A 13,882-nucleotide genomic window follows, 5' to 3' on the forward strand; every position below is an offset into this window, starting at 1 on the left:
CAGCGTCAGCTGAATGTCGCCGGTGCCGGGCGGCATGTCGACGATCAGGTAATCGAGGTCTTTCCAGTTGGTCTGGCGCAGCAGCTGCTCCAGCGCCTGGGTGGCCATGGGGCCGCGCCAGATCATGGCTTCGTCCTGCGCGACGAGGAAACCGATGGACATGACCTGCAGGCCGTAGTTCTCCATGGGCTCCATGTTTTTGCCGTCGGTACTTTCGGGCCGGCCTTCAATGCCCATCATCATCGGCACGCTGGGGCCGTAAATGTCGGCATCGAGCAGGCCCACGCTGGCGCCTTCGGCCGCCAGCGCCAAAGCCAGGTTGACGGCGGTGGTGCTCTTGCCCACGCCGCCCTTGCCCGAGGCCACGGCAATGATGTTTTTGACCTGCGGCAGCAGCTGCACGCCGCGCTGCACGCTGTGGCTGGCGATCTTGACCGTGACATTGACCGACACGTTGCCTACGCCCGCAACGCCCTTGACGGCGGCAATCAGGCTCTTGCGCAGGCCCGCGATCTGGCTTTTGGCGGGGTAGCCCAACTCCACATCGAAGGCCACATCGCCGTCGTTGATTTGCAGGTTTTTCAGCGCCTTGGTAGTGACAAAATCTTTGCCGGTGTTGGGGTCGAGCACGGCTTGCAGTGCCGTCAAAATTGCTTGTTGTTCTACAGCCATCTGGGGAATCTCCGAATTGAATCTGTGGGGGACATGTTGGCAGCGCCAAGTCAGCGCCGCCTGGCGGCCAGGCGCTCAGGACCTTGCAAGCACCGGCAGCAAATGGGCCGCAGCAGGCCATTTACGGCCCTCTGCGGGCGCAATCTTAAGCCATCGCGCCGCCTGCACGGCATAAAAAGCCCGCCCGGCATTTGACTTTGCGACAGGCCTTTTGAGCCGGACGCGTGCCTGAATTTCTGACGGAGTCTAAGGCAATGCAGCGCCTGGCGCAGGGGCGCCAGGCGGCTCAACCGTCCCCGTAAGGGCTTTCGCGGGCACGGTGTTGATTTTGCGCAAGCCACGCGAGCGGCGCGCCGCCCAGAATTAATCAGAAATAAACAGGCCCCGGCAAGCCCATGGCCGCCGGTTCGCCTCGGCGTTACGCAGCGATTCAACCCCAGCAGGAGAAGCCTATGTCCACGATTCCACTGAACCTTGAAACCGATGTGGTGGTGCTGCCGCCCCCGGCGGGCGCGCACACGACACTTGAACAGGCCCTGAAGGAACGCCGCAGCGGGCGGGCCTTTCGGGACGACGCACTGCCTTTGGAAACGCTTTCAGCACTGCTGTGGGCCGGGTTTGGCATTAACCGGCCTGAAAGCGCGGGGCGCACTGCACCGTCGGCCCACAACTGGCAGGAAATCGATGTTTTTGCGGTCCTTCAGGAGGGGGCTTACCGCTATGACGCGCAGGCGCATCGCCTGCTTCTGGTCAAGGCCCAAGACCTGCGCGGCCTGACCGGCATGCAGGACTTTGTCGCCACCGCCCCGCTGAACCTGGTCTATGTGGCTGATTTCAACCGCATGCCGGACGCCCAGCCCGAGGAGCGCCACTTCCTTGCCGGGGCCGACGCGGGCTGTATTGCGCAAAACGTTTACCTGTTTTGCGCCAGTGCGGGTCTGGCAACCGTTGTGCGCGGCCTGATTAACCGCGCCGAACTGGCAGCGGCGCTGGGCTTGTCAAAGACAGAGCGCATTGCATTGGCGCAAACCGTCGGCTATCCGGCTGCGGCCTGACTGCTGGAAGCGGCGGCGCCCGTGGCGGGCTTGCGCAGCAGCAGTAGCGGTGCTGGTGCGGTCAAGGTGTCCATCACTTCGCGTTTGATGCCGCTGCGAATCGCATTGACCAGGCCGCCCATTTCGCTGGCGCAGGCCGCCATCAGGTCGTCGAGCGACACAAGGCCGACCAGCCGGTGCCCGGCATTGACCACCAGCAGCCGGCGCACACCGCCGCCCTGCATCACGGCAATCGCACTGGCGACGTCGTCGTCTTCAAACACGCTCTCAATCTGGTGACTGGCCAGTGCGCCGATTTCGCCGCTGATGGCGCCAGCCCCGTCGGCCAGCGCACCGATCACGAGGTCGCGGTCGGTCACGATGCCGCTCACACGCGGGCCGTCCGGTGTCTGGGTCGTCACCACCAGGGTTCCAACGTGGTGTTGACGCATCAGGGCGGCGGCTTGAATCGGCGTGCCGGTGCTGTCGATGGTGGCGACGCGGCGCGTACAAATGGAGGCAACATTCATGATTTTCTCCTTGAAACTTTTTTGGCGGGGGATAGAAAGAACCGGGCCGCGTCAGAGCAGCACGAAGCCGGGCCCCGACGTGGCTGCATCGCCCAGCGCTGCGCGAATGGCGTCATCGACATGGTCCAGCCAGACAAACGTCAGCGCCTGGCGCGTGGAGTCGGGCACGTCGCGCAAGTCTTTTTCATTGCGACGCGGCAGCAGCACGGTGCGCACGCCGGCACGCTGCGCGGCCAGCACTTTTTCCTTGATGCCGCCCACCGGCAACACCAGGCCGCGCAGGCTGATTTCGCCCGTCATCGCCACGTCGTGGTGCACCGCGTGGTCGGTGAACAGCGAGGCCAGCGCGATGAACATGGCCACCCCGGCGCTGGGCCCGTCTTTCGGGATCGCGCCGGCGGGCACATGGACGTGGACATCGATGCTTTCGAAGCTGGCCGCCGGAATCCGCAGGGTGTTGGCGCACGACTTCACCAGCGTCAGCGCGGCCTGGGCGCTTTCCTTCATCACGTCGCCCAACTGGCCGGTCAGGATCAGGCGGCCGGTGCCCGCCACGCGGGTCGCTTCGATGAACAGGATGTCGCCGCCCACCGGCGTCCAGGCCAGTCCGGTGGCCACACCGGGCAGGCTGCTGCGCAAGGCGGTTTCGTGTTCAAACTTTGCGGGGCCAAGGATCGCGTCCAGGTCGGCCGCATCAACGCGCACCCGTTCCCTGGAGCCGTCCGCGATCTGCACGGCGGCGTGCCGCATAACGCGGCCGATCTCACGCTCCAGCTGGCGCACGCCCGCTTCCCGGGTGTACTCGGCCACGAGGGACTGCAGGGCCTCAGGGGTCAATTCGCACTGGTCCTCGTGCAGGCCGTTGGCCTCGCGCTGGCGCCGCACCAGATAGCGCAGGGCAATCTGCAGCTTTTCCTCCTGGGTGTAGCCCGGCAGCTCGATGACCTCCATGCGGTCACGCATCGGGGCGGGCACCTGGTCCATCACATTGGCGGTTGCGACAAACACCACGCGGCTCAGGTCAAACGGCACGCCCAGGTAATTGTCCCGAAACGTCGCGTTTTGCTCCGGGTCCAGCACCTCCAGCATGGCAGCCGACGGGTCGCCGTGGGCGCTGGGCGACAGCTTGTCGATCTCGTCGAGCATCATCACGCAGTGGCGGGCGCCAGCCTTGCGCAGGCTTTGCACAATCATGCCCGGCATGGCGCCTATATAGGTGCGGCGGTGGCCGCGAATCTCGGCTTCGTCATGCACGCCGCCCAGCGAAACGCGCACGAACGGCCGCCCCAGCGCGTGCGCAATGCTCTGGCCGAGCGAGGTCTTGCCGACGCCCGGCGGCCCGACAAAGCACAGAATCGGCGCGCGGCCCTGGGGGTTGAGCTTTTGCACGGCCAGGTATTCCACGATGCGCTGCTTGATGCGCTCCAGACCGTAGTGGTCGGCTTCAAGGATGCGGCGCGCCTCATTCAGGTCAATCGGGCTGGCGGGCGGCGCAGCCCACGGCAGCTCGGTCATCCACTCCAGATAGGTGCGCAGCATCGAGTATTCGCTGGACGCGTCGGGCATGCGTTGCAGCCGTGCGAGCTCCTTGCGCGCCTGGGCTTGCACCTCGGCCGGCATGCCCGCCTTGGTGATCAGCTCGCCAAGCTGGGCAATGTCTTCGCTGTTGCTCCCTTCCTCTCCCAGTTCTTTCTGGATCGTCTTGAGCTGCTCGCGCAGCATGTATTTGCGTTGGGTATCGTCTATCTGCTCCTTGGTACGCGCGCCTATTTCCTGCGACAGCCGCAGCACCTCAATGCGGTGCGACAGCATCTGCAGCACTTTTTGCAACCGTTCCTCGGGGTTTGCCGTTTCGAGCAGCATCTGCTTGTCGCTCACCTCGGTATCGAGCAGGCTTGCAACGACGTCAGCCAGATGCGACGGCGACTTCACGGCTTGCAGCGTATGCGCCAACTCGGCCGGAGCCCCCGGCAACAGCGAGAGGATCTCGGCAGCCCGCTCGCGCAGCTGCAGGCCCAGCGCTTGCGCCTGCGTGGAAATCTCGGCCGGCTCTTCAAGGAACTGCACGCGGGCCGCCAGAAATGGATAACCCTCCACCAGCGACTCAATGCGAAAGCGCCCCACGCCCTGGCACAAGGCATGGCGAAGCTGCTCATCCGAGTCTATGTACTGCACCACCTTGGCGGTGGTCCCGACATCCCACAGCGCCTCGCGCCCCGGGTCATCGACCCGCTCGTCGCGCTGCATCACAATGCCCAGCAGGGCACCGGTGTTTTTCGCATGCTGGAGCGCCGCAATCGATTTGGCTCGGCCGACGGTGATGGGAACCAGCGCGTGCGGGAACAGCACGACATTGCGCATCGGCACAAGGGGAATCACGCCTGTGGGGAGGTCGGGCAAGTTGGGGGCTTCAGGGTCCATGAGCGTTCACCAGTTCTTTCAATGGAGCAGGCGGCCTGCGCGTTCCAGTGTAGGCATGCAGCCGGCTTCCAGAAACAGGCTGGCTAGCGATTTGGTTGATCCAAATCAAGCGCAAGCCATGGCTGCTGCGGCTTGGCCCGGATGCCCGCAAATCGCCCGGTTCGGGGCTGGCAAAAAAATCAGATCACCGGCCGACTTAAAATCACCGGTTAGCCCCACCAAAGCACCCACCATGCACCAGCGCCGCCTTTTCGTCACCACCGCCCTGCCCTACGCCAACGGCAATTTCCACATCGGCCACATCATGGAATACATCCAGGCCGACATCTGGGTGCGTTATCAAAGAATGCAGGGCCATGCGGTGAACTTTGTCGGCGCCGACGACGCCCACGGCGCGCCCATCATGATTGCCGCCGAAAAAGCCGGCAAGACGCCGCAGCAGTTCGTGGCCGACATCGCGGCCGGCCGCAAGCCCTACCTGGACGGCTTTCACATCAGCTTTGACAACTGGAGTTCCACCGACTCGGCCGAAAACCATGAACTGGCCCGGCAGATTTACCGCGACCTGCGCGACAACCCGGGCGGCTCGCTGATTGAAACCAAGACCATCGAGCAGTTCTTTGACCCCGAAAAGAACATGTTCCTGCCCGACCGCTTCATCAAGGGCGAATGCCCCAAGTGCCATGCCAAGGAGCAGTACGGCGACACCTGCGAGGTCTGTGGCGCGGTCTATGCGCCGACCGACCTGATCAGTCCCTACTCGGCGCTGTCGGGCGCCACGCCGGTGCTGAAAAGCTCGGAGCATTTCTTCTTCAAGCTGTCGGACCCGCGCTGCGTTGAATTTCTGCAAACCTGGACCCAGGACGGCAAGCTCCAGCCCGAGGTGGCCAACAAGGTCAAGGAATGGTTTTCAGTGCGCACCAACCCGGACGGCACGCAAAGCGAAGGCCTGGGCGACTGGGACATCAGCCGGGACGCGCCTTACTTCGGCATCGAGATTCCCGATGCGCCGGGCAAGTATTTTTATGTCTGGCTGGACGCGCCGGTCGGCTACCTGGCCTCGCTGAAAAACCTGCTGGACCAGCGCGGCCAGAGCTATGGCGACTACATGGACCCGGCCACCCTGCCGGCGCTGGAGCAGTACCACTTCATCGGCAAGGACATCGTCACCTTCCACACGCTGTTCTGGCCCGCCATGCTGCACTTCAGCGGACGCAAGACGCCCGACAACATCTTTGTGCACGGCTTCCTGACCGTGAACAACGGCGAAAAAATGAGCAAAAGCCGGGGCACCGGCCTGGACCCGCTCAAGTACCTGAGCCTGGGCATGAACCCCGAGTGGCTGCGCTACTACCTGGCCGCCAAGCTCAATGCGCGCAACGAGGACATCGACTTCAATGCCGACGACTTCATGGCGCGGGTCAACAGCGATTTGGTGGGCAAGTACATCAACATTGCCAGCCGCGCGGCGGGCTTTATCGCCAAGCGCTTTGCCGGGAATCTCGGCGAGGTGTCGGCCGACGGGGCGGAGCTGCTGGCCGGCCTGCGCGCCCAGTCAGGCGCCATCGAGCAGCTCTATGACAGCCGCGAATACGCCAAGGCCCTGCGCGAGGTCATGCTGCTGGCTGACCGCGTCAACGCCTATGTCGACCAGAACAAGCCCTGGGAACTGGCCAAAAAAGAAGGCCTGGAGGCGCGCCTGCATGACGTGTGCACGGTCTGCATCGAAGCCTTCCGCCTGCTGACGCTTTACCTCAAACCCGTGCTGCCGGCGCTGGCCACGCAGGTCGAAGCCTTCCTGAAAACCGGCCCGCTGACCTTTGCCGACGCCAGCGCCAGTCTGGGTGGCTTGGGAAGTGGCCACCAGATCGGCGACTACAAGCACCTGATGCAGCGCGTCGACGTGAAGCAGCTTGATGCATTGTTTGAGCCTCCAGCCAGCGTGGAATCTACCCAAGCAGCTATTGAAAACATAGCACCCGGCGGCGAGGACATTGCGCCCGCCATCACCATCGACGACTTCGCCAAGGTCGATTTACGAATTGCAAAAATCGTCAACTGCGAAGCCGTGGAGGGCTCGACCAAGCTGCTGCGCCTGACGCTGGACGCGGGCGAAGGCCGGATGCGCAATGTGTTCAGCGGCATTGCATCCTGCTACAAACCCGAAGACCTGATCGGCAAGCACACCGTGCTGGTAGCCAACCTGGCGCCGCGCAAGATGAAGTTTGGCATCAGCGAAGGCATGGTGCTGGCCGCCAGCCACGCTGACGAAAAAGCCCAGCCCGGCATTTATGTGCTGGAGCCGGTGCCGGGCGCCACGCCGGGCATGCGGATTCATTAAGCCACCCCGAAGGCCCCTGCCATGACTTGTTTGCACGCTGTCCGCACCCGCCTGAGCACCTGGGCGCTCATGGTCGTTTTGGCCCTGCTGCTGCCCGGATGCGCCGTGGTGACGGCCGTGGACGTGGCCGCCTCGGTGGCGATTGGGACGGTCGGGCTGGCGGCCAATGCGGTCATAGGCACTGCGCGCATCGCCGGAAACGTCGTGGGCGCCACCGCCGATGCGGTGCTGCCGGGAGCGGACACCGCGCCATGAGTCAGTGCCGACTAACGGGCCACCTTTGGTCAACCTGAAAATCCATTGGTGGACAGACGTTCACCGCAGCGCCCAAACCGATCTGTGGCTGGGCTGCGCGCTCGCGGGCATCGCGGGCGCCACCAATGCCGGGGGCTTTCTGGCAGTCGGGCAGTACACCTCCCACATGACGGGCATTTTGTCGGCGATTGCCGACAACCTGATCCTGGGGAAAATTCAACTGGCCTCGGCAGGACTGGCGTTTGTGTTGGCCTTTGTCAGCGGCTCCATGACCACGGCCTGGATGGTCAACTGGAGTCTGCGCCGGCAGTTGCGCAGCGCCTTTGCCCGCCCCCTGGTGGTGGAAGCCGGACTGCTGCTGATCTTCGGGATATTTGGCGCGGCCATCAATTTGTTCGCGGCGCTGTTCGTGCCGCTCACCGTGCTGGTGCTGTGCTTCATCATGGGGCTGCAAAACGCGGTCATCACCAAAGTGTCCAATGCGGTGATCCGCACCACGCACGTCACAGGCCTGCTCACCGACCTGGGCATTGAGCTGGGCAAGCTGTTTTATTACAACTACGCGCCCGCCCCCAAAAAGGTGATGGCCAATCGTCACAAGCTTCGAATCCATGGCTTGCTGATTGCCAGCTTCTTCGTGGGCGCCCTGATCGGTGCTTACGGCTTCAAGACCTTCGGCTACATCTCCACCGTGCCGCTGGCGCTGTTGCTGACTGTTCTGGTGTGGGGACCGATCAGCGACGATGTGCGGCATGGCCGGATTGCGCCTGCGCCCCATGACGCGCCGGTGTAAGCGCTAACCGACGGGGTTCAGGGCGCGGATGTCAGCCGGCCCAGGTGCTCCGAAAATTTGTCTGCGTAGTCTTGCGGCGGGAGTTTTTCCAGTACCCCGTACTTCAGCAGCTTGGCCTTGACACGGTGGTTGGCTTCGCAGAGCAAAATCTGCACGCCGCGCCGGTGCATGTCCTCAATCACCTGCAGCAGCGACTGCAGCCCGGTCGAGTCGATAAACGGCACCCGGCGCAAGCGCAAGATCAAAATATTGGGGTTGCCACCGGTGGACTTGATGGCGGTTTCAAAACTCTCGACGGCTGCAAAGAAAAACGGCCCGTCAATTTCGTAGACCAGACAGTCCTTGGGCAGCGCCGGCAAGCCAAACGCCTGCAATTCGCTTTTCAGGTCTTCATTGCCCAGTGTCTGCACTTCAAAGGTTTCCGTCATGCGCCTGAGCAGCTGCATGAACGCCATGATCACGCCAATGCTGACGGCCACCACCAGATCGGCAAAGATGGTCAGCACAAAAGTGACCCCCAAAATGGCCACATCGGCGCGGGGCGCACGGGCCACCAGGCGCGTAAAGTGCTTGACCTCGCTCATGTTGTAGGCCACCACGAACAAAATCGCCGCCAGTGCGCTCAAGGGAATATTGGAGGCCAGCGGCGCCAGAAACAGCAACACCAGCACCAGCGTGGCCGTGTGCGTGATGCCCGCCAGCGGGCTGGTGCCGCCGTTGCGAATATTGGTGGCGGTGCGCGCTATAGCCCCGGTGGCCGCAAAGCCGCCAAACAGGGGGACGACCACATTGGCCAGCCCCTGCCCGACCAGCTCCTGGTTGGAGTCGTGCTTGGTGCCCGCCATGCCGTCAGCCACCGTGGCCGACAGCAGCGACTCAATCGCACCGAGGATGGCAATCGTGAAAGCCGGCCCCATGAGCTGCACCACTTGCGCCAGCGTGAAGGACGGCATGGCAAACGAGGGCAAGCCGGTCGGGATGCCGCCAAACGCACTGCCTATGGTGGCCACGCCCTGAAAATTGAAAATCGATTGCATCAGCGTGGCAACCACCATGGCCGTGAGCGGGCCCGGCACCTTTTTCATGCCGCGAATGCGCGATGAAAAAAGCACCAGCAACAAGCTCATCAAGCCCAAAGCGGTGGTGGCCAGGTGAAATTGCGGGAGCGCCACCAGCAGTTGCAACAGCTTTTGATGGAATTGCTCGCCCTGCACTGCGGGCAAACCGAGAAAGTCTTTCCACTGCCCGACAAAGATGATGACGGCAATGCCGGAGGTAAAACCCACGATCACCGGCGCCGGAATGAACTTGATGACCGCCCCCATCTTGGTCAGGCCCATGGCAACCAGCATCAAGCCGGCCATCAGCGTGGCCAGTTGCAAGCCCTCAATGCCGTACTTGGCCGTGACGCCCGCCAAAATGGCCACAAAGGCACCCGTCGGCCCGGCAATCTGGACCCGGCTGCCGCCCAGCACCGACACCACGAAACCGCCGATGATGGCGGTGTAAATGCCGTGCTCCGGCTTGGCGCCGCTGGCAATTGCAAACGCCATCGCCAGCGGCAAGGCCACAATCCCCACAATGACGCCGGCCACAATGTTGGGAAAGAAACTTCCCTTGCCAAACAGACCGGCGCGCTTTGCTTCCAGAATGGTGATCATCGGTATTCCGTTCGTCCCCCTGCCCTGAATAATGTGCTGTCGCAAGCGCCTTGCGCGCGCCGCGCCGATGGCGTTTTACCAAAGAAACAACAGGATACACCGGCGACACGGATTCATGCGCTGTCAGCGCCCCGACGGACTGACACTTTCCTCCTCGACCGACATGGTGCGCAGCACCCTCAGGTCGGGGTCAAACACCACGGCAAACACCATGGGCGTGGTCGGCGGGGCCAGGTAACGCCAGTCGTAATGGGTTTCCTGCTTGAGCGCATAGGTCGTGACCTTCATCGGCTTGCCCAGCATTTTGCGCACCTGCTCCATGCGCATGCCGGGCAGCACCCTGGCAAAGTTCTGCGGGTTCAAGACCTGCCGCAGCGCGCTCATCTTGCCGTCTGCCCCAATCGTGATCATGTAATTGACCTGGCCCGCAGGCTGGCGGTTGTATTCAAAGGTGCGGGCGCCTGGCGCCGCAGTCGCACCCGGAAAAGGCGTCTCGACCATGTCGCTGGCATCCCAGATTTTCTCGGGTTCGCCAAAACGGGCCCGCACATCGGCTTCAGTGGACACGCCTTCTTCCAGCTCGGCAATGCGCTGCGGATCGCAGCCCACCAGCCCCAACAACACGGACAGCAGGCCCATCAAAACAACCTTCCTGGTAGAAACAAGACACGAAAAGCCCGTTTGAGCAGGCACAGGCAGACAAAACAATGAGCGCAAGGCAGACCCCCGGTAAAATCATGCAACTATACGTTTTAGGCAGCCCTTCCATGTCCATTTTTCGCCGTCCCGACTACACCTCTGAAGTCACCCAGTTCATCGAAGAGCTCAAGGCGAAGAAGCCCACGCTGGAAGCCGAGCAGCGGGCCGGCCGCGCGCTGCTGTGGGACAAAAACCTGAACCGGGACGAACAGTCGGAGTTCGGCGAAGCGCGCGTCGACCAGCAACCCTATGTCTACGGCACCAGCAGCCACCCCAACGCAAAACAATAACAAAAAATACCTCCAGCCCTTATCACACGGGCGCAGGCAGCTATATTTTTTATAGCATACACCTGAAGCGTCTGGTCCGTAGCGGCTGCTTTCATGCCCCAAATACCTGCCCCACCCGCAGCCGGACCCGACCTGCAACTGAATCTGCCTGCGGTGCTGGACCCCGTCGCGCTGGCCCGCCTCTACGGCGAGCCGATGTTCACGATGCCGCGCGATCTGTACATCCCGCCCGATGCGCTGAAGGTGTTTCTGGAGGCCTTTGAGGGTCCGCTGGACTTGCTGCTCTACCTGATCCGCAAGCAGAACTTCAACATTCTGGACATCCCGATGGCTGCGCTCACGCGCCAGTACCTCACGTATGTCGATGAAATCCGCAGCACCAATCTGGAGCTGGCGGCCGAATACCTGCTGATGGCCGCCATGCTGATCGAGATCAAGTCGCGCATGCTGCTGCCACCCAAAAAGACGGCCGAAGGCCAAGAGGCCGAAGACCCGCGGGCCGAGCTGGTGCGCCGCCTGCTCGAATACGAGCAGATCAAGCTCGCCGCGCACCAGCTCAACAACGTCCCGCAATGTGGCCGCGATTTCCTGGCCGCACAGGTGCATGTCGAGCAATCGCTGCTGCCGCGCTTTCCCGACGTGACGGTGGTCGATCTGCAGGACGCCTGGCAGGACATCGTCAGACGCGCCAAACTGGTCCAGCACCACGTCATCTCCAGAGAAGAACTCTCGGTGCGCGAGCACATGAGCATCGTGCTGCGCAAGCTGCAGGGCCGCAAGTTTCTGGAATTTGAAGAGCTGTTTGACGCCTCGCGCGGCATGCCGGTGCTGGTCGTCACCTTTATTGCGCTGCTGGAGCTGGCCAAGGAATGCCTGTTAGAGATCACCCAGGCCGAGTCGTTTGCGCCGATTTACATACGCCTGGCCTACACGCCGACCTGATTTTTATATTTACATCTGCTTTACCCACAACCATGACGCACGATTTTGATGTTCTGATTGTCGGCAGCGGCCTGGCCGGCCTGTCTGCCGCGCTGCACCTGGCCCCCACGCACCGCGTGGCCGTCATCACCAAGCGGCAGTTGAGCGACGGCGCCAGCGCCTGGGCCCAGGGCGGCATTGCCGCCGTGCTGGCCGACGGCGACAGCTTTGACGCCCATGTCAACGACACGCTGGTGGCCGGCGCCGGCCTGTGCGACCTGGCCGCCACCCGCTTCGTGGTGGAAAGCGCCCCCGACGCCATTGCCTGGCTGCGCGGCCTGGGCGTGCCGTTCTCGCTGGAAGGCGACCAGTTGCACCTGACGCGCGAAGGCGGCCACGGTGCGCGCCGCATTGCCCATGTCACCGACGCCACCGGCGCAGCGGTGCAGCGCACGCTGATCGACGTGGTGCGGGCCACGCCTGGCATCACGCTGTTCGAGCAGCACACGCTGGTCGACGTGATCACCGCGCGCAAGCTGGGCTTGCCTGGCCAGCGCTGCCTGGGCCTGTACGCGCTCGACGACGCCACCGACGAAGTCCTCACCTTCCGCGCCCCGCAAACCATTCTGGCCACCGGCGGCGCCGGCAAGGTGTACCTGTACACCACCAACCCCGACACCGCCACCGGCGACGGCATTGCCGCCGCCTGGCGCGCCGGCTGCCGCGTCGGCAACATGGAGTTCATCCAGTTTCACCCGACCTGCCTGTACCACCCGCACGCCAAGTCCTTTTTGATCAGCGAAGCGGTGCGCGGCGAGGGCGGGCAACTCAAGCTGCCCGCATCGGCCGGTGGCGCGCGCTTCATGCCCGAGCATGATGCGCGCGCCGAGCTGGCCCCGCGCGACGTGGTGGCCCGCGCCATCGACTTCGAGATGAAAAAACACGGCGTGGACTGCGTGCACCTGGACATCTCGCACCAGAGCCCCGAGTTCCTGCACGAGCATTTCCCCAACATCCTGGCCCGCTGCGCCGAGCTGGGCATAGACATCACCCGGGAACCGATTCCCGTGGTGCCCGCCGCGCACTACACCTGCGGCGGTGTGCTCACCGACCTGGCGGGCCGCACCGACCTGCCCGGCCTGTTTGCGATTGGCGAAACCGCCTGCACCGGCCTGCACGGCGCCAACCGGCTGGCCAGCAACTCCCTGCTCGAATGCATGGTGTTTGCGCGGGCGGCGGCCCAAGCCATCGCCGCCGCGCCGAGCGTGCCCGTGCCCGGCGTACCGCGCTGGGACGACAGCCGCGTCACCGATGCCGACGAATGCGTGGTGATTTCGCACAACTGGGCCGAGCTGCGCCGCTTCATGTGGGACTACGTCGGCATCGTGCGCACCAACAAGCGCCTGGACCGCGCCGCCCACCGCATCACGCTGCTGCAGACCGAAATCAACGAGTTTTATTCCCACTTTCACGTCACGCGCGACCTGCTGGAACTGCGCAACCTGGTGCAGGTGGCCGACCTCATCGTGCGCTCGGCCCAGCTGCGCCGCGAAAGCCGGGGCCTGCATTTCAGCCGCGATTACCCGGAACTGGCTGCGCCGGCGGCGCCGACCATTCTGGTGCCGCCCGTGGCCTGAGCACCCGCACTCTTTCACCCCCCTCAAGGACCCCCATGCCCCACCTGATCGTCGAATACTCGCGCAACCTCGCCGGCTTCCCCGAGGCGCAAGCCCTCACTGAACTGAACCAGACCGTCACCGCCAGCCCCGAGATTGCCGACGAGGCCGACCTCAAGACCCGCTTCATCGTGGCCAACAGTTTCGCCATCGGCACCGCGCCCGATGCGCGCGCCTTTGTCCATGCCCAGCTTCGGCTTCTGTCGGGGCGCACGCCTGAGGCCAAGCGGGAGTTGTCGGAGCGCATAGCCAGCGTGCTGCGCCGCCTCGCGCCCCGGCCTGCGGGCGTGCAGGTGCAGCTCAGCGTGGAGGTCGTGGACATGGACCGGGGCTCGTACGCCAAAGAGCGGCTCTGAGCTTTTCTGGCTTGCGCCAAATCATGGAAAATTGACAGTTATCCGCGTTAATTGAAAAAACATCCACATGAACGAAGCCACTCCATTTCCTGCTCTGCCCGACCGTCTATCCGTTGACCCGCGCAGTCCCCATCACGTCGCTGCCGTGTTCGAACATGACGTGGGCATTCGATTGAATGACAAAGAGCGTTTGAATGTCGAGGAATACTGCATCAGCGAGGGCTGGATCAAGG

14 protein-coding genes are annotated in these 13,882 nt (G+C 63.3%); 9 read left to right on the plus strand and 5 right to left on the minus strand.

Going from position 1 to position 13,882, the window contains the following annotated elements:
• On the minus strand, positions 1–672 hold a 672-nt coding region (locus Q8K05_RS13935; protein WP_305247233.1), incomplete at its 3' end, for a P-loop NTPase.
• A gap of 452 nt (positions 673–1,124) precedes the next feature.
• Here Q8K05_RS13935 and Q8K05_RS13940 point away from each other — a divergent pair.
• Positions 1,125–1,727 (plus strand): nitroreductase family protein, encoded by a 603-nt coding sequence (locus tag Q8K05_RS13940; protein WP_305247234.1) that lies wholly within the window; start codon positions 1,125–1,127, stop codon positions 1,725–1,727.
• Here the strand turns inward: Q8K05_RS13940 and Q8K05_RS13945 are convergent.
• Together Q8K05_RS13945 and lon are read right to left on the minus strand one after the other, a co-directional pair.
• On the minus strand, positions 1,709–2,236 hold the full coding sequence (locus Q8K05_RS13945) for a CBS domain-containing protein (RefSeq protein WP_305247236.1): 528 nt from the start codon (positions 2,234–2,236) through the stop codon (positions 1,709–1,711). The genes Q8K05_RS13940 and Q8K05_RS13945 overlap by 19 nt on opposite strands.
• Before the next feature lie 51 nt (positions 2,237–2,287).
• A complete protein-coding gene (gene lon, locus Q8K05_RS13950) occupies positions 2,288–4,657 on the minus strand; it encodes an endopeptidase La (RefSeq protein WP_305247238.1) in 2,370 nt (789 codons plus the stop codon).
• A 232-nt stretch (positions 4,658–4,889) separates the two neighbouring features.
• Between lon and metG the strand changes: the two genes are divergently transcribed.
• Genes metG through Q8K05_RS13965 form a run of 3 tightly spaced genes read left to right on the plus strand, consistent with a single transcriptional unit; the run spans position 4,890 to position 8,046 of the window.
• Positions 4,890–6,998, plus strand: coding sequence for a methionine--tRNA ligase (metG, locus tag Q8K05_RS13955; RefSeq protein ID WP_305247239.1), 2,109 nt, complete (start codon positions 4,890–4,892; stop codon positions 6,996–6,998).
• Positions 6,999–7,019: 21 nt separating this feature from the next.
• Positions 7,020–7,253, plus strand: coding sequence for a hypothetical protein (locus Q8K05_RS13960; protein WP_305247240.1), 234 nt, complete (start codon positions 7,020–7,022; stop codon positions 7,251–7,253).
• A gap of 25 nt (positions 7,254–7,278) precedes the next feature.
• On the plus strand, positions 7,279–8,046 hold the full coding sequence (locus Q8K05_RS13965; RefSeq protein ID WP_305247242.1) for a YoaK family protein: 768 nt from the start codon (positions 7,279–7,281) through the stop codon (positions 8,044–8,046).
• 17 nt (positions 8,047–8,063) lie between these two features.
• On the opposite strand, the gene Q8K05_RS13970 is transcribed toward Q8K05_RS13965, so the two are convergent.
• Together Q8K05_RS13970 and Q8K05_RS13975 are read right to left on the minus strand one after the other, a co-directional pair.
• Complete coding sequence (locus Q8K05_RS13970; RefSeq protein WP_305247243.1) at positions 8,064–9,707, minus strand: SulP family inorganic anion transporter; 1,644 nt, start codon at positions 9,705–9,707, stop codon at positions 8,064–8,066.
• Positions 9,708–9,830: 123 nt separating this feature from the next.
• Positions 9,831–10,346: an outer membrane protein assembly factor BamE gene (locus tag Q8K05_RS13975; RefSeq protein ID WP_305247244.1), complete on the minus strand. Its 516-nt coding sequence runs from the start codon at positions 10,344–10,346 to the stop codon at positions 9,831–9,833.
• A gap of 128 nt (positions 10,347–10,474) precedes the next feature.
• Here Q8K05_RS13975 and Q8K05_RS13980 point away from each other — a divergent pair, with 128 nt between their 5' ends.
• The 5 genes from Q8K05_RS13980 to Q8K05_RS14000 form a co-directional block, all read left to right on the plus strand.
• Positions 10,475–10,696 (plus strand): DUF3460 family protein, encoded by a 222-nt coding sequence (locus Q8K05_RS13980; protein ID WP_305247246.1) that lies wholly within the window; start codon positions 10,475–10,477, stop codon positions 10,694–10,696.
• A gap of 93 nt (positions 10,697–10,789) precedes the next feature.
• A complete protein-coding gene (locus Q8K05_RS13985; protein ID WP_305247247.1) occupies positions 10,790–11,638 on the plus strand; it encodes a ScpA family protein in 849 nt (282 codons plus the stop codon).
• Positions 11,639–11,670: 32 nt separating this feature from the next.
• Positions 11,671–13,254, plus strand: a complete 1,584-nt coding sequence (nadB, locus tag Q8K05_RS13990) for an L-aspartate oxidase (protein WP_305247248.1) — start codon at positions 11,671–11,673, stop codon at positions 13,252–13,254.
• A gap of 35 nt (positions 13,255–13,289) precedes the next feature.
• Complete coding sequence (locus tag Q8K05_RS13995) at positions 13,290–13,649, plus strand: 5-carboxymethyl-2-hydroxymuconate Delta-isomerase (protein ID WP_305247250.1); 360 nt, start codon at positions 13,290–13,292, stop codon at positions 13,647–13,649.
• A 67-nt stretch (positions 13,650–13,716) separates the two neighbouring features.
• Positions 13,717–13,882 (plus strand): DUF3297 family protein (locus tag Q8K05_RS14000; RefSeq protein ID WP_305247252.1); only part of this gene is annotated, 166 nt, incomplete at its 3' end.

The organism is Polaromonas sp., assembly GCF_030682935.1.
In the GTDB taxonomy this organism is placed as follows: Bacteria; Pseudomonadota; Gammaproteobacteria; order Burkholderiales; family Burkholderiaceae_C; genus Polaromonas.